At 70.0% G+C, this 19,756-nt stretch carries 17 protein-coding genes and 1 tRNA gene; 7 read left to right on the plus strand and 11 right to left on the minus strand.

Going from position 1 to position 19,756, the window contains the following annotated elements:
* Positions 1–37: 37 nt before the first annotated feature.
* Together ACIGJI_RS00455 and ACIGJI_RS00460 are read right to left on the minus strand one after the other, a co-directional pair.
* Positions 38–1,294 (minus strand): alpha/beta fold hydrolase, encoded by a 1,257-nt coding sequence (locus tag ACIGJI_RS00455; protein WP_363443700.1) that lies wholly within the window; start codon positions 1,292–1,294, stop codon positions 38–40.
* A complete protein-coding gene (locus tag ACIGJI_RS00460) occupies positions 1,291–3,294 on the minus strand; it encodes a DUF262 domain-containing protein (RefSeq protein ID WP_363443704.1) in 2,004 nt (667 codons plus the stop codon). The genes ACIGJI_RS00455 and ACIGJI_RS00460 overlap by 4 nt, the downstream gene beginning before the upstream one ends.
* A gap of 176 nt (positions 3,295–3,470) precedes the next feature.
* Between ACIGJI_RS00460 and ACIGJI_RS00465 the strand changes: the two genes are divergently transcribed.
* Together ACIGJI_RS00465 and ACIGJI_RS00470 are read left to right on the plus strand one after the other, a co-directional pair.
* Positions 3,471–4,244 (plus strand): hypothetical protein, encoded by a 774-nt coding sequence (locus ACIGJI_RS00465; RefSeq protein WP_025103622.1) that lies wholly within the window; start codon positions 3,471–3,473, stop codon positions 4,242–4,244.
* Positions 4,245–4,482: 238 nt separating this feature from the next.
* Positions 4,483–4,986 carry a DUF3145 domain-containing protein gene (locus ACIGJI_RS00470; RefSeq protein ID WP_187661607.1) on the plus strand — a complete coding sequence of 168 codons (504 nt, stop codon included), beginning with the start codon at positions 4,483–4,485 and terminating at the stop codon, positions 4,984–4,986.
* Positions 4,987–5,125: 139 nt separating this feature from the next.
* Here ACIGJI_RS00470 and ACIGJI_RS00475 read toward each other — a convergent pair whose 3' ends face one another.
* Positions 5,126–6,529 carry a PLP-dependent aminotransferase family protein gene (locus tag ACIGJI_RS00475; protein WP_363443707.1) on the minus strand — a complete coding sequence of 468 codons (1,404 nt, stop codon included), beginning with the start codon at positions 6,527–6,529 and terminating at the stop codon, positions 5,126–5,128.
* Between the two features lie 94 nt (positions 6,530–6,623).
* Between ACIGJI_RS00475 and ACIGJI_RS00480 the strand changes: the two genes are divergently transcribed.
* Positions 6,624–7,301 carry a hypothetical protein gene (locus ACIGJI_RS00480; RefSeq protein WP_363443710.1) on the plus strand — a complete coding sequence of 226 codons (678 nt, stop codon included), beginning with the start codon at positions 6,624–6,626 and terminating at the stop codon, positions 7,299–7,301.
* 86 nt (positions 7,302–7,387) lie between these two features.
* Here the strand turns inward: ACIGJI_RS00480 and ACIGJI_RS00485 are convergent, their stop codons facing one another.
* The 6 genes from ACIGJI_RS00485 to aceE all read right to left on the minus strand — a co-directional run bounded on the left by ACIGJI_RS00485 (position 7,388) and on the right by aceE (position 15,011).
* Entirely contained in the window at positions 7,388–8,626 is a 1,239-nt protein-coding gene (locus ACIGJI_RS00485) for a beta-ketoacyl-[acyl-carrier-protein] synthase II (RefSeq protein WP_363443713.1), read from the minus strand.
* A gap of 97 nt (positions 8,627–8,723) precedes the next feature.
* On the minus strand, positions 8,724–8,972 hold the full coding sequence (locus tag ACIGJI_RS00490) for an acyl carrier protein (RefSeq protein WP_017202249.1): 249 nt from the start codon (positions 8,970–8,972) through the stop codon (positions 8,724–8,726).
* 69 nt (positions 8,973–9,041) lie between these two features.
* On the minus strand, positions 9,042–10,043 hold the full coding sequence (locus ACIGJI_RS00495) for a beta-ketoacyl-ACP synthase III (protein ID WP_363443716.1): 1,002 nt from the start codon (positions 10,041–10,043) through the stop codon (positions 9,042–9,044).
* Positions 10,040–10,960, minus strand: a complete 921-nt coding sequence (locus ACIGJI_RS00500) for an ACP S-malonyltransferase (protein WP_363443719.1) — start codon at positions 10,958–10,960, stop codon at positions 10,040–10,042. Before ACIGJI_RS00500 ends, ACIGJI_RS00495 begins: the two co-directional genes overlap by 4 nt.
* Positions 10,961–11,056: 96 nt before the next feature.
* Complete coding sequence (locus ACIGJI_RS00505) at positions 11,057–12,253, minus strand: CdaR family transcriptional regulator (protein WP_187664166.1); 1,197 nt, start codon at positions 12,251–12,253, stop codon at positions 11,057–11,059.
* Positions 12,254–12,284: 31 nt separating this feature from the next.
* Positions 12,285–15,011, minus strand: a complete 2,727-nt coding sequence (gene aceE / locus ACIGJI_RS00510) for a pyruvate dehydrogenase (acetyl-transferring), homodimeric type (RefSeq protein ID WP_363443722.1) — start codon at positions 15,009–15,011, stop codon at positions 12,285–12,287.
* Positions 15,012–15,164: 153 nt separating this feature from the next.
* Between aceE and ACIGJI_RS00515 the strand changes: the two genes are divergently transcribed.
* From ACIGJI_RS00515 to ACIGJI_RS00525, 3 genes are all read left to right on the plus strand, one after another.
* A tRNA-Val gene (locus ACIGJI_RS00515) sits at positions 15,165–15,237 on the plus strand.
* Between the two features lie 28 nt (positions 15,238–15,265).
* Positions 15,266–16,153: a TIGR01777 family oxidoreductase gene (locus ACIGJI_RS00520; protein ID WP_315637698.1), complete on the plus strand. Its 888-nt coding sequence runs from the start codon at positions 15,266–15,268 to the stop codon at positions 16,151–16,153.
* Positions 16,154–16,217: 64 nt separating this feature from the next.
* Complete coding sequence (locus tag ACIGJI_RS00525; RefSeq protein ID WP_363443728.1) at positions 16,218–17,171, plus strand: L-lactate dehydrogenase; 954 nt, start codon at positions 16,218–16,220, stop codon at positions 17,169–17,171.
* A gap of 31 nt (positions 17,172–17,202) precedes the next feature.
* On the opposite strand, the gene ACIGJI_RS00530 is transcribed toward ACIGJI_RS00525, so the two are convergent.
* On the minus strand, positions 17,203–17,967 hold the full coding sequence (locus ACIGJI_RS00530; protein ID WP_363443731.1) for an SDR family NAD(P)-dependent oxidoreductase: 765 nt from the start codon (positions 17,965–17,967) through the stop codon (positions 17,203–17,205).
* 100 nt (positions 17,968–18,067) lie between these two features.
* On the opposite strand from ACIGJI_RS00530, the gene ACIGJI_RS00535 reads away from it, so the two are divergent.
* Positions 18,068–18,904 (plus strand): helix-turn-helix transcriptional regulator, encoded by an 837-nt coding sequence (locus ACIGJI_RS00535; protein WP_187661597.1) that lies wholly within the window; start codon positions 18,068–18,070, stop codon positions 18,902–18,904.
* Positions 18,905–18,915: 11 nt separating this feature from the next.
* Here the strand turns inward: ACIGJI_RS00535 and ACIGJI_RS00540 are convergent, their stop codons facing one another.
* Positions 18,916–19,755 (minus strand): aldo/keto reductase, encoded by an 840-nt coding sequence (locus tag ACIGJI_RS00540; RefSeq protein WP_363443734.1) that lies wholly within the window; start codon positions 19,753–19,755, stop codon positions 18,916–18,918.
* Position 19,756 lies beyond the last annotated feature (1 nt).

The raw sequence follows: 19,756 nt of genomic DNA on the forward strand, positions 1-19,756 counted from the left end.
GCCGACCATGTCGACGGTATCCGTCGCGCGGCGGATGTCAGCGGACGCGGCGTCCGTGGGCCAGGTCGATCAGGCGCGCCAGCACAGGGCCGCTCCGCAGGCCGTTGTGCTCGTGCTCACTCGTCACCCACGGCGTCACACCGGGGAGCAGGCGGGCGGTCTCCAGCGAGAACTCCAGCGGCACGTACACGTCGTTCACGTACACCGCGGCCGCTCCCGTGGCTCCGGAGTCGGCGAGAGCGACGGTGTCGTAGATCCGCGGCCAGGGGTGCTCCGCCAGGATCGACGTGACCTCGCGCCACGGCTGCAGCCCGGGGACGGTGTCCGCCCATTCGCGACGGATGTGCTCGCCCGTGAACAGCGTGGGGTCGTCGCGGAAGTCGTCAGGCTCGACGCGCTCCGCCGACCACCGCGTCGTGTGTCCGCTCGCGTAGCTCGACTCGTGGAACGCGTAGTACAGCGGATTGCGTGCGCCGAAGGGCATGGCGTGCTGGAGGTCGTAGCGGAAGGCGTTGGAAGAGGGATCGCGCTCGAGGAGGGACCAGAGCGTCTGCCAACCGTCGTCGGTGCCGAGATCGGAGCCCACCGAGCGGAGGCGGGAACGCGATACGACCTCGCCGTCGGGGAGGACGAGTTCACCGGCGTCCGCGAGATCGATCAGGCGTCGCATGACGTCGCGGTGCTCCGGGAAGCGCCGGTAGTACCGCTCGGACGCCGTGCGCATCTTGTCGTAGCAGAGGGCGTAGACCTCGTCCGGGTCGCGCTCGACCGTGCTGAGGCCTCCGGTAATGAAGACGTCGTCGAGCGAATCCGCGTGGGTCGACAGGTAGGCCAGCGTCGTGAACCCGCCGAAGGACTGCCCGAGGACGCTCCACGTCGGCACCCCCAGGTGCTCCCGCAGCGCCTCGCAGTCGCGCACGATGGCATCGGCGCGCAGGTGGGTCAGATGCTCGGCGACGGCTTCGGCGCCCCGCACGAGGTCGCCGTCGCCGACCGGGGAGGAGAGGCCGGTGCCGCGCTGGTCCAGGAGGACGAGTCGGTAGTGCGCGAGGGCCTGGTCCAGCCACGCGGGCGCTGTGGAGGAGTGGAAGGGACGCGGGGCTTCGTAGCCGGGCCCGCCCTGCAGGAACACCAGATAGGGGAGCGTCTCGCCCCCGTCGCGTGTCACCACGCGGGCGAACACGTCGATCGTACGGGTGTCTGCCGGGTCGCCCCAGACGAGGGGAACCGTGAGCGTGTGCTCCTCGACGGCGAGGTCGAGCAGGCGGCGGCGGATGACAGTGGTCATGGTCACATCACATTCCCGATGTAGGAGTACTTCACGAAGACCTCGGCGGCGATGCCGGACTCATCGAGGACCCCCTGGACGGCCGTCATCATGTAGTTCGAGTCCCAGCCCATGTAGAGGTAGTGCGTGTCGTCGAGGTCATCCCAGTGCCCCTTCCACGCCTTGTCGCGGTAGATCGGGCCGCCGTGGGTCGCGCAGTAGGCGAGAGCGGCCTCGGTGGTGTCCGTCCAGGCGCGGCGGAACACGCGGTTGAACAGATGCTTGACGTCGTAGACCTCCCATCGCTCGCCGCGGTACTCGACGTAGTCGAACTCGCGCTCCCACCCCGCCGGCCAGCCGCGGCGTCGGACCGCGTCGAGGATCGGGGTGAGTCCGTCGTCGTCAATCTCGGGCAGCGCGGGTCGTGCCCACACGCGGACGAGGTCGGCTGTCAGGCCCACCGTGCGTGCGGTGATGGCCGCCGTGCCCCAGGACTCCTGCGCGGCCAGAGCGCGAGTGGCCGGCACCGCGCTGCGTGCATAGGCCTCATCGCGCTTGACCGGGAACGAGGCGCCGAACACCCGCTCCGTGAGCCCCTGCTCCAGCAGTGTGAGGTTGCCGAGGGTCGGCGAGAGGGCGCGGTGGCTGTTCTGCTCGTCTTCCGAATACTCGCTCCACGGGCGCACGCCGTCGCCGGACCAGGCGTCGCCGGGCACGGCGGGCACGATGTGCTCGACGTCGTAGCCGTCCACGTCATCGACGCCTTCGAGCCGGCCGAGCACGTAGGCCGGATACGGCAGCTCGCTGTACTTGAGCACCGCACTGACCCGTTCGTCCGACGGGGTGATGCGCGCGATGGCGCGGGCGAGGGCGTCGTGTCCGTCGCGACGCGCACGGCAGAGACGGGCGATGAGCCGCTCGGCGGGAAGGTTCACGAGCGCGCGACGAAGGAACATCGCCTGCAGCCACTCGAGCGTCTCGAGGAGCTGGGCCCGGTCGATGAGCCCGCGTGCGTGATCGCTGTACGCGCTCATGACGAGCGGGTACGAGGAACGTCCGAACGTGTTCACGTGCCGCAGCTGACGCGCGATCTCGGGGTCCGGTTCCTTCGTCGGATCGAGGAGGAGGCCGTAGATCTCCGCGTAGTGCCGCCAGGTCTCGGCGTCGGCCTGGAGGTGCGCGACGTCGACGCGCGGGAACGACTGGCGGAACGCGCTGTACACCCCGTGCTCCCCGTTCGCCGCCACCTCTCGCCCCGTCACGAGCACGAGGTAGTGGCGCCAGAACGCTCCGATCGCCTCGCCCGTGTGCTGCTCGATCGGTAGCCAGAACCGCGCCTCCACGTCCATCTGCTCGGCGTGGTTCAGGCCCATGAGGATGTAGTTGTGGATCAGCTCATGGTCCCGCAGCGGTTCGCCGGTGGAGTTCAGGCTCTCGAAGATCTGCTGCGCGTTGGCCTGCGCACCGAGCGTGATCGAGACGTGCTCCAGTCGCTGCAGCCCCTGCCAGATGAGCGGCACCTCGTCGGCATGGATCTGGCTGCGGAAGAAGGCGTAGTTGTCGTCGAAGCGCGACTCGCGATCGAGGTCGTCACGGCGGTCGAGCACGACCGACTCGTAGAGATCGGCCCAGGCGTCGTGCGGCCGAAGCTTCGTGCGCTCCGGGTCGTCGGTGCGCACCAGCACGCGGGCGAGGTCGGCGGCGAGCTCCGGGTCCCGGTCGCGCACCGAGTGATGCAGCGCGGCGACGAGGAGCATGAGAGTGGTGAGGCGCTGCTGCCCGTCGATGAGGATGAGGTCGGCGTCCGGGCCGGAGCCGTCCTCGGCGGAGAGGATCGAGCCGATGAAGTGGCGATGCGCGTCGTCTTCCGCGGCCACCGCCCTGACGTCGGAGAGGAGCCGCTCGCAGCCGCCGATGTCCCAGCGGTACTGCCGCTGGTAGACGGGGACGACGATGGTCGTGCGTCCCGCCGCGAGCCATTCGATCGTGTTGACTGCCGTCGCCTCGACGTTGGTCGCGGTGCTCATGCTGGTGTCTCGTCCTCCCGTAGCGACAGGCGCCACGGACGCGCCGGGTGCCCCGCCCAGTCTATTCGCTTATCCACGGTGACCCTCCGGGGGAGGGCCAGGTCCCGCTGTTAGCCTTGCCTTATCAGGGCCTGTTAAAACGTGCTGGCCCCCGATGAAAGGAACATGACTCGATCATGGGATACATCAAGTCCGCAGCGCTGGAGGAGAAGGGCTTCGTCGTCCTCGACAGCTATGACCAGGAGGCCGACCCCAAGGAGTGGCTCGACATCGAGTACGTCGACTGGAAGTCCTCGGGCGACACCCGGTTCGCGCCCCTCGCCAGCGCCTTCGGTGACATCGAGTGCAACGGCTTCTGGAACCACAAGCCGCCGCGCACCGACAAGGACGGCGTCTGGATCGACGAGCAGACCGCCAAGGCCCCGAACCTCACGCGTCGCGCGCAGGAGCCGGGCGCGAACGTCGGTCGCTGCCGCGTCATCGAGCTGCAGCCGACCCCGTACGGCGACTGCCTCTACAACCTGCACCAGGACGACAACAACCGTCTGAACCCGGACGGCACCGGCTGGGTCGTGCGCGGGTTCTTCAACCTCACCGACGACAAGGACAGCTACTTCGTCCTGCGCGAGAACCGCACGGACCCCAGCATCGAGTACCGCATCGCCCTGCCGGCCGGTGCGCAGCTCATCGTCGACACCCAGCGCCTGTGGCACGCGGCCACGCACAACGGCACCGACCCGCGCTACTGCCTCATCACCTCGTGGACGTCCGGTCCCGAGCTCGACGCGTACATCGAGAAGTACCACGGCACCGACGACGTCCCGAACGTCGAGGTCCCGCAGGACGTGCTCGAGTTCGGCTATGCCGAGCAGGCCCGCAAGGACGCCGCCCGCGCGGCCTACTACGCCGCCAAGGGCCAGCAGGTCAAGCAGGCCATGAGCGAGGCCTGAGCGTCCCCACGGTGGGTCGCTGAGCGTCCCCACGGTGGGTCGCTGAGCGTCCCCACGGTGGGTCGCTGAGCTCGTCGAAGCGCCCGAAGGCCCCGGTCCGCGGACCGGGGCCTTCGTCGTCGAATCACACGCTTGTGATTTCGCGGGAACTCGGCGAGAATGGGCGCACAACCGCATACTCTCGCCACTTCGTGGTTCAGGTCGTAGGGGAAGACGCACCTGATGAAACGGAGAGATCATGGCGACGGCTTACGCACGCGGAGTGGTGTTCATCCACTCGGCGCCTCGCGCGCTCTGCCCGCACCTGGAATGGGCGGTGGGTCGCGCTATCGGGCGTGCGGTGAACTTCGATTGGACCGAGCAGCCCGTGCTGACCGGCGCCCGCCGCGCCGAGTTCTACTGGGACGGCCCCGTCGGAACCGGCGCTGCCCTCGCGACCGCGATCCGCGGCTGGGAGCACCTGCGGTTCGAAGTGACCGAGGATCCCACTCCGCGCAGTGACGGCGGTCGGTGGCTGCACACCCCCGACCTCGGGATCCACTACGCCCAGACCGACGCCGCCGGCAACATCGTCATCGGCGAGGACCGCATCCGCTACGCGATGGAGATCGCCGCGGGAAACGCCGTCGAGCTGCAGCGTGAGCTCGACGTCGCCCTGGGCTCCGCCTGGGACGAGGAGCTGGAACCCTTCCGTCACGCCAGCGACGACGCGCGCGTCGTCTGGCTCCACAAGGTCGGCTGACCGGCCGCTGAGACCAGGAGCGCGGAGGCGTGAGTATCGGATGCCGGTGAGTGATCCCGGACGCTGAGAAGACGAATCCCCGCTCCGCTCGACGAGGACCCCGCCCCGGGTGACCGGGCGGGGTCCTCGTCTGTGCCGGTCAGATCACTGCGGCGTGAGCAAGGTCGGCGGTGGCGTCCACTCCACCGCCGCGCACGTCCGCCCAGGCCTGCGCCAGGCGCGTCATCGCCTCCGCCGTCCGCTCGGGGGGAAGCGTGATCGGGACCCGGAGGCGGCGCTCCAGCACGCCGCCGGTCGTGAAGCGCGGCCCGGGTGGGAGGATGAGATCCCGTTCCCGTGCGGCGAGGGAGAGCGTGGTCGACAAGGGGGCACCGAGGTCGATCCAGGCGGAGAGGCCGCCGGGCGTCTCCGGCATGCGCATCCCCGGGATATCCGCGATCCCCGCAGCCACCGCGTCCCGCCCCGCCGTGAGGCGGCGTCGGACATGATGGGTGAGCGCCGGGACGTCGTCGAGAAGCTCCACGGCGATGCACTGCTCCAGGAGCGCTGTGCCGAGTTCGAACGAGGGACGGACGGCCAGCAGTCGAGCGATGACCGAGCGCTCGGCGCGCACCCAGCCGATGCGCATGCCTCCCCAGGCGATCTTCGACATCGACCCGACCGTGATGACGTTCGGTCCCTCGGCCGCCATGGGCACCGGAGCCCATCCGCGGTCGATGTCGAGTTCCGCCGTCGTCTCGTCCACGATCAGATGGGTGCCGGTGTTCCGGGCCGTCGTGGCGATCCGGGACCGCTCCTCCTGCGGCAGCGTCGCGCCGGTGGGGTTGTGGAAGTCCGGGATGAGGTAGGCGACGTGCGGCCGAGCGGTCAGCAGCGTGTCGGTGAGGTGCCGGGTGTCCCAGCCGTCGGTGTCGACCGGCGTGGGGACCAGACGGTAGCCGTGACGGTGCAACGCCTCGAGCGCGTGCGGAAAGGTCGGCTGCTCCACGAGGGCGCGTTCGCCCCGGCGGCCGATCGCCGTGAGGATGAGGTTGACGGCGTTCAGGGCGCCGGAGGTGATCATGATCTCGTCCGGCGTGGTGACCGCGCCGCGTTCGGTGAACCGGCGGGCCACGGCCTCACGCAGCTCGGGAAGACCCTGCAGCGAGTAGCCGCTCGTACCGCGCAGAGCAGCGAGTCGGGGGAGGGAGCGCACGGTGGCGTCGTACAGACCGGGGGTCGAGTCCATGGAGGCGATCGAGAGGTCGATCGCCTCGTCGTCCCGGCCCGGGGTGGCTGTCGACGGGCCGTGCGGGAGCGCGACGCGGGTGCTGCCGCCGTGATGCCGGGACACGTAGCCGGCGGCCTCCAGCACGCCGTAAGCGCGGGTGATGGTCGACCGGGACCGTCGCAGCTCGAGGGCGAGGGCGCGCTCGCTCGGCAGTCGCTCGCCGACAGTGAGGCGACCGTCGAGGATGAGCGCTCTGATGCGGTCGGCGAGACCGGACGCCGAGGCGTCGTCGAGGTCCTGGATGCCGAGCTGCGTGACGAGACGGGATGCCATGCCTCCAGACTGCCGCAAAGTGGCCTTCCATGTGCAGGCCACTTTTCGCTCAGTGGTCGTCCTCGGAGGTCTTCGCACGGGCCACGATGGAGAGATGCTCTTCCGTGCCGTCTTCCTGCCTTTCACCGCGACCAGCCGTCGGGACCTGGTCGAGCGGCTCGCGCAGCTCGTGGGCGGGCTCTTCCTCTACGGCGTCGCCCTCGGCTTCATGGTGCGGGGCGGCATCGGCGTCGCGCCCTGGGACGTCCTGTCGCTGGGCGTCGCGGGCTGGACGGGACTCGGGTACGGGGTCGTCACGGTGCTCATCTCGATCGTCGTCCTGCTGCTGTGGATCCCGCTCCGTCAACGGGTGGGCCTCGGCACTCTGCTGAACGCCCTGCTCATCGGACCGTTCGCCGACCTCACGCTCCTCGTGCTGCCCGCGCCGCCGTGCGTATGGGTGGGGGCGCCCATGTTCGTTTTCGGACTCGTGCTGCTGGCGTTCGCCACCGGTCTCTACATCGCGGCGGACTTCGGTCCCGGACCGCGCGACGGACTCATGACGGGGCTCGTCCGAGTGACCAGGTGGCCGGTCTGGCTGGCGCGGACGGTCATCGAGGGTTCCGTCCTGCTGGTCGGCTTCCTGCTCGGCGGCCCCGTCGGCGTCGGCACCGTGCTGTTCGCCTTCGGCGTCGGTCCGCTGATCGGCTGGTTCCTCCCGCGGATCGAGCGCCGCCGTCGGGAGCGTTCGCAGCGCCTTGCCGTCCGGGCGAGCGCGCCCCTGGGTCCCTGAGCCTGTCGAAGGGCCAGAGCGGACCCGCGCACGACGAAGGCCCCCGGTTCACATCCCGGGGGCCTTCGTCGTGCATGCGGAAGCGGTCAGTCGACGCCGCCGAGCACGAGCACGGCGTTGTGTCCGCCGAAGCCGAACGAGTTGCTGATGGCGATCTGCGGGCCGTCACCGAGCGGAGCCGCCTCTCCGGACAGACGGAAGGGGACCTCCGGGTCCGGCTCGGTCATGTTGATCGTCGGCGGGGCCACGCGGTCCCGCAGCGCGAGGAGGGAGAAGATCGCCTCCAGCGCTCCTGTGCCGCCCAGCAGGTGTCCGGTCGACGCCTTGGTCGCCGACACCGGGATCTCGTCGATCCGGTCGCCGAAGACGTTCTTCAGCGCGACGTACTCGTTGGGGTCCCCGACCGGGGTCGAGGTCGCGTGGGCGTTGATGTGCGTCACCTGGTCGGGGGTGATGCCGGCCCCCTCGAGTGCCTGGACGACGGCACGCGCCGCACCCTTGCCCTCGGGGTCGTTGCCGGTGATGTGGTAGGCGTCGGCGGTCACACCGCCTCCGAGGATGTAGCCGTAGATCTTCGCGCCGCGGGCCTTGGCGTGCTCCTCGGTCTCGAGGATGAGGGCGGCGGCACCCTCGCCCATCACGAAGCCGTCGCGGTCGATCGCGCCGGGTCGCGAGGCGTGGGCCGGGTCGTCGTTACGACGCGACAGCGCCTGCGCGGAGGCGAAGGCGGCCATCGTGATCGGGTGGATCGCCGACTCGGTGCCACCGGCGATGACGACGTCGGCCAGGCCCTCCTGAAGGTGGTGGAACGCGTGGATGATCGACTCGGTGCTGGAGGCGCAGGCACTGACCACGGTCTGCGCGTAGGCCCGGGCTTCGAACTGCAGCGACAGGTTGCCGGCGGCCGCGTTCGGCATCAGCATCGGCACGGTCAGCGGCATGACCCGGCGCGGGCCCTTCTCACGCAACGTGTCCCAGGCGTCCAGCAGCGTCCACAGGCCGCCGATGCCCGTCGCGAAGTCGACGCCGAGGCGCTCGGGAGCGACCTCTGGCGAGCCCGCGTCCGCCCAGGCCTCGCGGGCCGCGATGAGGGCGAACTGCGAAGACGGGTCGAGACGCTTCGCCTCGTGGCGGGGCAGCACCTCTTCCGGACGGACGCTCGCAGAGGCGGCGAACGTGACGGGGAGGTCGTACTCCTGCACCCAGTCGTGCTCGATCGTGCGGGCGCCGGAGGCACCGGCGAGGAGGTTGTCCCAGTTCTCCGGGGCCGTCCCGCCGATGGCGGAGGTGGCGCCGATGCCGGTGACGACGATGCGCTTGGTCATGAGGTGTGGTTCCTTGTCGAAACGAGTTCGTGCGGGGGATGGGCAGGGCCGGAGGATGCCACGCCCCGCGCGGGGCGAGGGTGGCATCCTGCCGGGATTACTCCTGGCCCGCGACGATGAAGTTGACGGCGTCGCCGACGGTCTTCAGGTTCTTGACCTCGTCGTCGGGGATGGTGACGCCGAACTTCTCCTCGGCGTTGACGACGATCGTCATCATCGAGATCGAGTCGATGTCGAGGTCGTCCGTGAACGACTTCTCCAGGGCGACCTCGCTGGCGTTGATGCCGGTCTCGTCGGTGATCAGCTCTGCGAGGCCGGCGAGGACCTCATCGTTGGTGAAAGCCATGGTGGTCTTCCTCTTTCTTACGGGTTGTATTCGGAACCGTGGAACAGTCTAGGGAAGGTCGGCGCGTCTTCAGGGGAGGACGACGACCTGGGCCGCGAAGACGAGGCCGGCGCCGAAGCCGATCTGCAGGGCGAGGCCGCCGGAGAGCTCCGGGTGCTCGGCCATGAGGCGGTGGCTGGCGAGGGGGATCGAGGCGGCCGACGTGTTGCCGGTGGTCTCGATGTCACGGGCGATGACGGTGGTCTCCGGAACGCCGAGCTGCTTGGCGAACTCGTCGATGATGCGCATGTTCGCCTGGTGCGGGATGAAGGCGGCGAGGTCGGAGGCCTCGATCCCGGCCTTCTCCAGCGCCTCGCGGGCGACCTTCGCCATCTCCCAGACCGCCCAGCGGAAGACCGTCGGACCTTCCTGGCGGAGCGTCGGCCACGGCACCACGCCGTCGCGGAAGTCGGTGAGGGTGCCGTTCATGCCGACGGCGTCGGCCTTGGAGCCGTCGCTGCCCCAGACGGCAGGGGCGATGCCCGGCGTGTCGCTGGGGCCGATGAGAGCCGCGCCGGCGCCGTCGCCGAGGAGGAACGAGATGCTGCGGTCCGTGGGGTCGACGACGTCGGACAGCTTCTCCGTGCCGATCACGAGGGCGTGGCGGGCGGCACCGGCCTTGATGAGCGCGTCGGCCTGCGCCACCGCGTACGCGTAGCCGGCGCAGGCCGCGTTGATGTCGTACGCCGCAGCCGGGTTGGCGCCGACGCGGTCCGCCACGATCGCGGAGACCGACGGCGTCTGCTTCGGGTTGCTGATGGTCGCGACGATGACGAGGTCTACCTGGTCGGCCGGCACACCCGACTTCTCGATGGCCTCGGCCGCCGCCTCGGTCGCGAGGTCGATGGCGTCCGTCCCCTTGTCGGCCCGGACGCGCGTGATGATGCCGGTGCGCTGCCGGATCCACTCGTCACTCGAGTCGATGGGCCCGATGAGGTCTTCGTTGGGCACCGCGTTCTCGCCGCGAGCCGCGCCGAAGGCGTAGATGCGGGTGTAGGCGGGCCCGGCGATCTGGGCGAGGGAGGCGGTCATGCGGCTTCTCCGTTCAGCAGCGCGACGGCGGCTTCGAGGTCTTCGGGGGTCTTCACGGCGACCGTCGGCACGCCGCGCAGGCCGCGCTTGGCGAGACCGACCAGGGCGCCGGCGGGGGCGAGCTCGATGACGCCGGTCACGCCGGCGTCGGCGAAGGAGGTCATGCAGAGGTCCCACCGCACGGGGGAGGAGACCTGATCGACGAGGTAGTCCAGCGCCGTCGCTCCGTCGGTCACGACGGAGCCGTCGCGGTTGGTCCAGAGCGTGATCTCGGGATCGGCCGGCTGGACATCGGCCACAGCGTCGCGGAGAACCGAGACGGCGGAGGACATGTAATCGGTGTGGAACGCGCCGGCGACCTGGAGCGGCACCACGCGCGTGCCCTTGACCGGCTCCTCGGCGAGGGCCGCCAGGGCCGGAAGAGGGCCGGCGACGACGATCTGCCCGCCGCCGTTGAAGTTCGCCAGCGCGAGGCCGAGCTCGGCGAGTCGGGCGAGGAGCGTCTCCTCGTCACCGCCGAGGACCGCGCTCATCCCGGTCGGGGTCTGGGCCGCGGCATCCGCCATCGCCCGCCCACGGATGCCGACGAGGCGCATGCCGGTCGTGGCGTCCAGGACACCGCTGCCGACGAGAGCGGCGATCTCCCCGACGGAGTGCCCGGCGATGCCGTCGGCGCGGCGACCGGCGGCGGCCACGAGAGCGTCACCGGCGACGAGGGAGGCGGCCACGATCAGCGGCTGGGCGACGCGGGTGTCGCGGATGGTGTCCGCGTCCGACTCGGTGCCGTGCGCGCGGAGATCGACCTGCGCGGCCTCGGAGTAGGCGGCGAGACGCTCCTCCACTCCGTCGAGCTCGAGCCAGGGGGCGAGGAATCCGGGGGTCTGCGAGCCCTGTCCAGGGCAGACGACGACAATCACCCACCCAGTCTGCCAACGATCGCGGCAGAACGGTGGATGATCCATCACAAGATTGCGCGGAACCCTTGTGTGTGGCGCACAGGTTCGCCGTCTCGGTCAGCGCGGAGGGCGACGCAGAGGCGAACGGCGCCGGACCTGCTCCGCGGCTCCGATGGAGCCGAGGATGAGTGCGGTCTGCAGGATGAGCGCCTCGCGGGGCCCGGTCGCGTCCCACCCGATGACCTCGCTCACCCGCTTCAGGCGGTAGCGCACGGTGTTGGGATGCACGAAGAGCTCGCGGGCCGTCGCCTCGAGGGACCGGCCGTTGTCCAGGTAGCTCCAGAGCGTCGTGACGAGGTCGGTCGAGTGCGCCTGCAACGGGCGGTAGATGCGCTCGATGAGGGTCTGCTTCGCGAGCGGATCGCCGGCGAGGGCGCGCTCGGGGAGCAGGTCGTCGGCCTCGACGGGCCGCGGTGCGCCGCGCCAGGCCCGGGCGACGGCGAATCCGGCCAGGGCCGCACGAGCACTCTGGCTGGCGTCGACGAGGGCGGCGACCGCCGGGCCCAGCACGACGAAGCCCGGGCCGAACGAGGGCTCCAGACGCGTGGCGATCTCCTGGAACCCGAGCTCCTCGTCCTCGCCCTCCTGACCCTCGACGCGCGCGCGTCCGAGCACGAGGACGAGTCGCGAGCCCTGGACCCCGATGAGCACGTCGACCGCGAGCTTCCGCGCGGTGCGGCGAACCAGATCGACGTCGAACTGCGGGGGCGTGGTCCCGACGAGGACAGCGACCTCCCCATGACCGTGCCACCCGAGCGCGGCGATCCGGCTGGGCAGCTCCTCGTCGGCCTCGCCGGTGAGGATCGAGTCGACGACGAGCGCTTCGAGCCGTGCGTCCCAGAGGCCGCGGGCCTCGGCGGCGCGGGCGTAGACGTCGGCCGCCGCGAACGCCACGTCCCGCGAGTAGAGCAGGATGGCCTCTCGGAGATCCGCGCCCTTGCCCGCGACCCGCTCCTCGGTCACCTCGACGGTGACGCGGATGAGCTGGAGCGTCTGCTGCAGACTCACACTCCGCAGCAGCTCACGGGGAGCGGCGGCGAAGATGTCCGCGGCGATCCATGGGGTGGACGTGGGGTCGTCGTACCACTGGATGAATGACGTGATGCCCGCCTGCGCCACCAGCCCGACCGCGGAGCGGCGGGCCGGTGGCATGTCGGCGTACCAGGGGAGGGTGTCCTCCAGCCGCTTGATCGTCACCGTGGCGATGTCACCGGAGATCCGGCGGAGCCAGGTGAGCGTGGCGGCCTTGTCCATGCCGGCGGCGGAGGCAGCTGTCACCGAGGGCTCAGCTTTCGCCGCCTGCGTTGCCGCTCGTGCCGGCGTTCACGTCGTGCAGGCGGTACTTCTCGATGGCCTGAGCGGAGAGGCCGCGGTCGACCTTGCCCTCCTCGGCCAGTGCCTGCAGCGTGCGCACGACGATCGACGGTCCGTCGATCTTGAAGAAGCGGCGTGCCGCGGCACGGGTGTCCGAGAACCCGAAGCCGTCGGCGCCGAGCGTGGCGAAGCGGTTCGGAACCCACGGGCGGATCTGGTCCTGCACGGCGTGCATGAAGTCGCTGACCGCGACGACGGGACCCTCGGCGCCCTGGAGCTTCTGCGTGAGGTACGCGGTGCGCGGCTCCTGCTCCGGGTGGAGGAAGTTGTGCTCGTCGGCGGCGAGGCCGTCGCGGCGCAGCTCGGTCCACGAGGTGACCGACCACACGTCGGCGACGACGCCCCAGTCCTTCTTCAGCAGCTCCTGCGCCTCGAGCGCCCACGGCAGACCGACGCCGGAGGCGAAGAGCTGCGCACGGGGGCCGTCGCCCTCGCCGACGGAGACGCGGTGGATCCCGCGGACGATGCCGTCCACGTCCACGTCGGCCGGCTCGGCGGGCTGCACCATCGGCTCGTTGTACACCGTGAGGTAGTACATGACGTTCGGGTCCTCGTGCTGCCCGCCGTACATCCGCTCGAGACCGGAACGCATGATGTGTGCGATCTCGTAGCCGTACGCGGGGTCGTAGGAGACCGTCGCCGGGTTGGTGGAGGAGAGCAGGTGCGAGTGGCCGTCGGCGTGCTGGAGGCCCTCACCCGTCAGGGTCGTGCGTCCGGCGGTGGCGCCGATGATGAAACCGCGGGCCATCTGGTCGCCGGCCGCCCACTGGGCGTCGCCGGTGCGCTGGAAACCGAACATCGAGTAGAAGATGTAGATCGGGATCAGCGGCTCGCCGTGCGTGGCGTACGAGGTGCCCGCTGCGGTGAACGCCGCGACGGCGCCGGCCTCGTTGATGCCGACGTGGACGATCTGGCCCTGCGGGCTCTCCTTGTAGGCGAGCAGCAGCTCCCGGTCGACCGAGGTGTAGTGCTGGCCGTTGGGGTTGTAGATCTTCGCGGTCGGGAAGTACGCGTCCATGCCGAACGTGCGCGCCTCGTCGGGGATGATCGGCACGATCCGGTGGCCGAACTCCTTCGAGCGCAGCAGGTCCTTCAGCAGGCGGACGAACGCCATGGTCGTGGCGATCTCCTGCGTGCCGGAGCCCTTCTTCGGCAGCGCGTAGGCGTTGTCCTCGGGCAGGGAGAGGCCCACGTGGGTCGAACGGCGCTCCGGGAGGAAGCCGCCGAGGGCCTTGCGGCGCTCGAGCATGTACTGGATCGTCTCGTCCTGCGGTCCCGGGTTGTAGTACGGGGGCAGGTACGGGTTCTCCTCGAGCTGCGCGTCCGTGATCGGGATGTGCATCGCGTCGCGGAACGTCTTGAGGTTGTCCAGCGTCATCTTCTTCATCTGGTGGGTCGCGTTGCGGCCCTCGAACTGCGGGCCGAGCCCGTAGCCCTTGACGGTCTTCGCGAGGATGACGGTCGGCTTGCCCTTGTGCTCGGTCGCGGCCTTGAAGGCGGCGTAGACCTTGCGGTAGTCGTGGCCACCGCGCTTCAGGTTCCAGATGTCGTCGTCGGAGTAGTCCTTGACCAGGGCGGCGGTGCGCTCGTCGCGGCCGAAGAAGTGCTCACGGATGTAGGCGCCGGACTCGGCCTTGTACGTCTGGTAGTCCCCGTCGGGGGTGACGTTCATGAGGTTGAGCAGCGCGCCCTCGGTGTCGCGGGCGAGCAGGTCGTCCCACTCCCGGCCCCAGACGACCTTGATGACGTTCCAGCCCGCGCCGCGGAAGAACGACTCGAGCTCCTGGACGATCTTGCCGTTTCCGCGCACCGGGCCGTCAAGGCGCTGCAGGTTGCAGTTGACGACGAAGGTGAGGTTGTCGAGACCCTCGTTCGCGGCGACCTGGAGCTGACCGCGGCTCTCGACCTCGTCCATCTCGCCGTCGCCGAGGAAGGCCCAGACGTGCGACTGCGAGGTGTCCTTGATGCCGCGGTTCTCGAGGTACTTGTTCGACATCGCCTGGTAGATGGCGTTGATCGGGCCGAGGCCCATCGACACCGTCGGGAACTGCCAGTACTCCGGCATGAGGCGCGGGTGCGGGTACGACGGGATGCCGTTCGGCGCGTGCGACTTCTCCTGGCGGAAGCCGTCGAGCTGGTCCTCGGTCAGGCGACCCTCGAGGAACGAGCGGGCATAGGTGCCGGGGGAGGCGTGGCCCTGGATGAAGATCTGGTCGGCACCACCGGGGTGGTCCGCGCCCTTGAAGAAGTGGTTGAAGCCCACCTCGTACAGCGCCGCGGAGGACGCGTAGGTCGAGATGTGACCGCCGACGCCGATGCCGGGGCGCTGGGCGCGGTGCACCGTGATGGCGGCGTTCCAGCGGATCCAGGCGCGGTAGCGGCGCTCGACCTCTTCGTCGCCGGGGAACTCGGGCTCGTTCTCCGGGGCGATGGTGTTGATGTAGTCGGTGGTCGGAACCATCGGCACGTTAAGGTGCAGTTCCTTGGAGCGCTTGAGCAGGCTGAGCATGATCTCGCGCCCGCGGCCGTGGCCCTTGGCGTCCACCAGCTCGTCGAGCGACTGCTGCCACTCACCGGTCTCTTCCGGATCGCTGTCGAGGGGGCCCTGAGAGTACGGATCCTGGTCGTGGACGGTCACGGGGGAACCTTTCGTCAAGCTGGCAGGTCATGCCAAGGAAACGGGAAGCGACACGGGCAGCCTTGTCGGCCGTGCACAACGCGCGCCGACCTCAGCCTAGCCCTCTTCCACGACACGGGTGCGCATCCGCGCCCGGATAGACTGAGCGCACCAGGGCCTTTAGCTCAGCTGGTAGAGCGCCACGTTTACACCGTGGATGTCGTCGGTTCGATCCCGGCAGGGCCCACCCGTATCGTTTGCAGCGGGGAGCGGCAATGGAGCGACGCATCGTCATCAGTGGGGCATCGGGCCTCATCGGATCCGCGCTCACCGCCGCGCTCCGCGCCGACGGGATCGACGTGAGCACCTTGGTGCGACGGGCCCCGCAGGCGGAGGGCGAGGTCGAGTGGGCGCCGGGCGACGCAGCCCTCGACCCGGATGTTCTCGCCGGCGCCGAGGCCGTCGTGGCCCTCGGCGGTGCGAGCGTCGGACGCCTGCCGTGGACGCGCGGGTATCGCCGCCAGCTCGTCGAATCGCGGCTCGACGCGACGAACACGCTCACCACCGCGCTGCGCGCCCTGCGCACCGACGCGCCTGCCTTCGTCTCCGCCTCGGCCGTGGGCTACTACGGATCGGCGCCGGGCGAGGTGCTCACCGAGCACTCCGGACCCGGCAGCACCTTCCTCGCCGACCTCACCGTGCGGTGGGAGACCGCGGCGCGGCGCGCCGAGGACCACACGCGGGTCGCCCTGCTGCGGACGGCACCGGTGATCCATCGCCGGGGTGTGCTCCGTCCGATGATCACGCTCACGAAGCTCGGCGTCGCCGGCCCTCTGGGGACGGGCACGCAGATCTGGCCGTGGATCTCCTTGGAGGACGAGGTGCGCGGCATCCGCCATGTCCTCGATGAGAAGCTCGCGGGGCCCGTCAATCTCGCCGGACCCACGAGGGCATCAGCCAATGAGATCGGCCGCGCGCTCGCGCAGCGGATGCACCGGCCGTTCTGGCTGCCCGCTCCCCGGTGGGCGTTGCGCCTCGCCCTCGGCGATGCCGCCGAGTCGTTGCTGCTCCCCGACGCCGATGTGCGGCCGGAAGTGCTGGAGCAGTCCGGCTTCCGGTTCACCCATCGGACCGCAGCAGAGGCGGTCGCCGCGGCGGTGTGATGACGCTGCGATTCTCCCGGCGAGACCCCTGCCGTCACAGCGCCCGCGCTGTCAGGATGGGCGCATGGAGATCATCGAGAACTCGAAGCTCACCGTCGTCGGCGCGGGAAGCGTGGGGTCCAGCGTCGCCTACGCCGCGCTCATCCGTGGCTCGGCACGCCACGTCGCCCTGTACGACATCGCGACCGAGAAGGTCGAGGCCGAGGTGCTGGACCTCGCGCACGGCACGCAGTTCACGGGCAGCAGCGACATCATCGGCGGAAGTGACATCTCCGTGGCCGCAGGTTCCCATGTCGTGGTCATCACCGCGGGAGCGAAACAGAACCCTGGACAGACGCGCACCGAGCTCGCCGGGGTGAACGCCGGCATCATCCGGCGCATGATGCCGGAGCTGCTCGCCGTCGCGCCGAACGCCGTCTACGTCATCGTCACGAACCCGTGCGACGTGCTCACGGTCATCGCGCAGCAGGAGACCGGACTGCCGCCGGAGCGCATCTTCGCGTCGGGCACCGTGCTCGACACGTCTCGGCTGCGCTGGAAGCTGGGGGAGCGGGCGGGAGTGTCCACGGCGAGCGTGCACGCCCACATCATCGGAGAGCACGGCGACACCGAGTTCCCGCTCTGGTCGCGGGCGACGATCGGCACGGTCCCGATCCTCGACTGGGAGACCCCGGACCACCCGCGCTTCACCCTGGAGGAGCTGGACGAGATCGCCGTCGACGTCCGCGACGCCGCCTACAAGGTGATCCAGGGGAAGGGCGCCACCAACTATGCGATCGGACTCTCCAGTGCGCGCATCGTGGAGGCGATCCTCCGGGACGAGCATGCGGTGATGCCGGTGAGCACGGTGCTCCACGACTTCCACGGGATCGACGGCGTCGCCCTGTCCGTTCCGTCGATCGTCAGCGCCGCCGGCGCGGTGCCGATCCGCACGACCGCGTTCTCGGATCGGGAGCTCGGACTGCTGCGGCAGTCCGCCGAGGCGCTCACCGCGGTCGCCGCGTCCCTGCAGGCGTGACGGCGGTGGGGCGGCCGGCCACCCACCGCGTTCACCGACCGTGCGGATCGGTGCGGTTGAGCACCGCGACGACCTCGTCGTAGTCGCCACGAGCCTCGCCGTAGCGGAGGAACTTCACCCGCTCGACCTGGATCTCGGTCGCGTCGGGCTGGGTCTCGATGAGGGACATGACCTCGTCGATGAACGCGTCGAGGGGCAGAGCAGCATCGTTCTCCGCGTGCCCGGGCATGAGATCCGTGCGCACCGCCGGCGGTTCGAGCTCCTGCACCGCGACGGTCGTCCCCGCGAGCTGGAGCCGGAGCGACTCGCTGAGCATGTGGATCGCCGCCTTGCTCGCGTTGTACGTGGGCGTGACCTTCAGGGGCGCGAAGGCGAGACCGGAGGAGACGGTCATGATGGTCGCCGCGGGCTGGGCTCGCAGGTGCTCGATGAAGGCGGCGATGAGACGGATCGGGCCGAGGATGTTCGTCGTGACGGTCGCCTCGGCGGTGGACAGGAATCCGGCCGGCGTGGTCCAGTCCTCCGCGCGCATGATGCCCGCCATCGTGATGAGCACGTTCAGTGTCGGGTGCGCGACGAGGACCGCGGCCGCGGCCTCGTCGATGCTTCCCGGGTCCGTGGTGTCGATGCGGACGGTGCGGAGTCCGGGATGCTCGGCGGCGATCGCGGCCAGCCGGTCCTCTCGTCGCCCTCCCACGATCACGGTGTTGCCGCGCTCCTGCAGTCGGAGTGCCAGCGCCAGACCGATCCCGCTCGTCGCGCCGGGGATGAAGATGGTGTTTCCGGTGATGTCCATGACCTCAGCCTCGGCGCTGCACCGGCGCCGTTCCAGAGACGGCTGATCGGGGGATCGGCGGTCCCTGGATCCCGTCCGGCGTCCGGGGGATACTGCACGGATGGATCGCGATGCCCTGGCCGACTTCCTCCTGCGCCGTCGGGAGGCGCTCCGTCCCGCCGATGTGGGGCTGCCTGAGGGGCCGCGTCGGCGGACGGCGGGACTGCGGCGGGAGGAGGTCGCGCAGCTGGCGACCATGTCGACGGACTACTACACACGTCTCGAGCAGCGTCGGGGCCCGCAGCCGAGCGCGCAGATCCTCGCCGCCCTCGCTCGTGCCCTGCGTCTGTCATCCGACGAGCGCGACTACCTGTACCGACTGAGCGGGCTCAGTGCACCCGATCGGACGGTGGTCACCGATTACGTCCGACCCGGCATCCTCCGCGTGCTCGATCGTCTGCACGACACCCCGGCGTTCGTGGTCTCGCCTCTCGACGAGGTGCTGGTGCAGAACGACGCCTCGCGGGCGTTGATCGGTGACGCGAGCGCCCTGACCGGCCTCGACCGGAGCGGCATCCATCGCTGGTTCGCGCGACCGGACGAGGAGCGACGCCGGTACCGGGAGGTCGATCACCCCCGGCAGTCCCGGGCACTGGTGGCGGCGCTGCGCGCGGCGTACGGAACGATGGGCGCGCGGTCGCGGGCCGGGGAGATCGTGGCCGACCTGTCGGAGCGCAGCCCCGAGTTCGTGCAGCTCTGGGCGGCCCACGAGGTCGCCCGTCGCTTCGAGCAGCACAAGGTGATCGTCCACCCGGAGCTGGGGGAGATCGAGGTGGACTGTCAGGCGCTGTTCACGGAGGACGAGTCACAGGCGCTCATCGTCCTGACGGCGCAGCCGGGCAGCGAGGCCGCCGGAAAGCTGGAGTTCCTGCGCGTCCTCGGCACGCAGAGCGTCTGAGCGGTCGTGACTCAGGATTCCTCGTGCACGGCGGGGTCACCGTCGAACAGGCGCCCGTCTGCGCGTCCGAGCGCCGTGATCGCAGCGACCTCCGCGTCATCGAGCACCACGGCGGCCGCGGCGAGGTTCGCGGCCTGATGCGCCGCGGAGGATGCCTTCGGGATCGCGACGGTCTCTCTGGCCACGTGCCAGGCGAGGACGGCCTGCGCCGGGGTGATGTCGTGAGCGGCGGCCACCTCGCGGACGACGTCCTCGTCGAGGAGAGCCTGCGCGCGACCCAGCGGGCTCCAGGCCTCGGTGAGGATGCCGCGTTCGCGGTGATACGCCAGCTGCTCCTCCTGCGGGAAGTACGGGTGCACCTCGATCTGATTCACGACCGGTCGGACCCCTGTCTCCCGCTCGATGCGCTCGAGATGCTCAGGGAGGAAGTTCGAGACGCCGATCTGGCGGACGACGCCGCGCGCCTGAGCGTCCACGAGAGCCGTCCATGCCTCGACGTACTCGTCCTGGCTCGGGTTCGGCCAGTGGATGAGGTGCAGGTCGGTCGCATCGAGGCCGAGGCGTGAGCGGCTCTCCTCGATGCTGGCTGTCGCCGTCGCGCGGGCGTGGTGCCGTCCGGGGAGCTTCGTCGTCACGATGACCTCGGAGCGGGGGATGCCTGCGGATGCGACGCCGCGCCCGACAGAGCCCTCGTTCTCGTAGTTGAAGGCCGAGTCAACGAGCCGGTATCCGGCACGGAGGGCCTGGGCGACGGCATCCGCTCCGGCGTCGCCGTTCAGGCGGTACGTCCCGAGGCCGAGAGCCGGCAGGGTGAAGCCGTTGTGGGCGCGGAAGGTGGGGACAGTGGTCATC

The sequence above is a fragment of the Microbacterium sp. NPDC064978 genome (assembly GCF_044543605.1).
In the GTDB taxonomy this organism is placed as follows: domain Bacteria; phylum Actinomycetota; class Actinomycetes; order Actinomycetales; family Microbacteriaceae; genus Microbacterium; species Microbacterium meiriae.

What these genes read in the sequence shown, in the direction of transcription:
- ACIGJI_RS00460 (WP_363443704.1), bottom strand. Translation starts at nt 3,294, where the DNA reads ATGAGCACCGCGACCAACGTCGAGGCGACGGCAGTCAACACGATCGAA.
- ACIGJI_RS00465 (WP_025103622.1), top strand. Translation starts at nt 3,471, where the DNA reads ATGGGATACATCAAGTCCGCAGCGCTGGAGGAGAAGGGCTTCGTCGTC.
- ACIGJI_RS00470 (WP_187661607.1), top strand. Translation starts at nt 4,483, where the DNA reads ATGGCGACGGCTTACGCACGCGGAGTGGTGTTCATCCACTCGGCGCCT.
- ACIGJI_RS00475 (WP_363443707.1), bottom strand. Translation starts at nt 6,529, where the DNA reads ATGGCATCCCGTCTCGTCACGCAGCTCGGCATCCAGGACCTCGACGAC.
- ACIGJI_RS00480 (WP_363443710.1), top strand. Translation starts at nt 6,624, where the DNA reads ATGCTCTTCCGTGCCGTCTTCCTGCCTTTCACCGCGACCAGCCGTCGG.
- ACIGJI_RS00485 (WP_363443713.1), bottom strand. Translation starts at nt 8,626, where the DNA reads ATGACCAAGCGCATCGTCGTCACCGGCATCGGCGCCACCTCCGCCATC.
- ACIGJI_RS00490 (WP_017202249.1), bottom strand. Translation starts at nt 8,972, where the DNA reads ATGGCTTTCACCAACGATGAGGTCCTCGCCGGCCTCGCAGAGCTGATC.
- ACIGJI_RS00495 (WP_363443716.1), bottom strand. Translation starts at nt 10,043, where the DNA reads ATGACCGCCTCCCTCGCCCAGATCGCCGGGCCCGCCTACACCCGCATC.
- ACIGJI_RS00505 (WP_187664166.1), bottom strand. Translation starts at nt 12,253, where the DNA reads ATGGACAAGGCCGCCACGCTCACCTGGCTCCGCCGGATCTCCGGTGAC.
- ACIGJI_RS00520 (WP_315637698.1), top strand. Translation starts at nt 15,266, where the DNA reads ATGGAGCGACGCATCGTCATCAGTGGGGCATCGGGCCTCATCGGATCC.
- ACIGJI_RS00525 (WP_363443728.1), top strand. Translation starts at nt 16,218, where the DNA reads ATGGAGATCATCGAGAACTCGAAGCTCACCGTCGTCGGCGCGGGAAGC.
- ACIGJI_RS00530 (WP_363443731.1), bottom strand. Translation starts at nt 17,967, where the DNA reads ATGGACATCACCGGAAACACCATCTTCATCCCCGGCGCGACGAGCGGG.
- ACIGJI_RS00535 (WP_187661597.1), top strand. Translation starts at nt 18,068, where the DNA reads ATGGATCGCGATGCCCTGGCCGACTTCCTCCTGCGCCGTCGGGAGGCG.
- ACIGJI_RS00540 (WP_363443734.1), bottom strand. Translation starts at nt 19,755, where the DNA reads ATGACCACTGTCCCCACCTTCCGCGCCCACAACGGCTTCACCCTGCCG.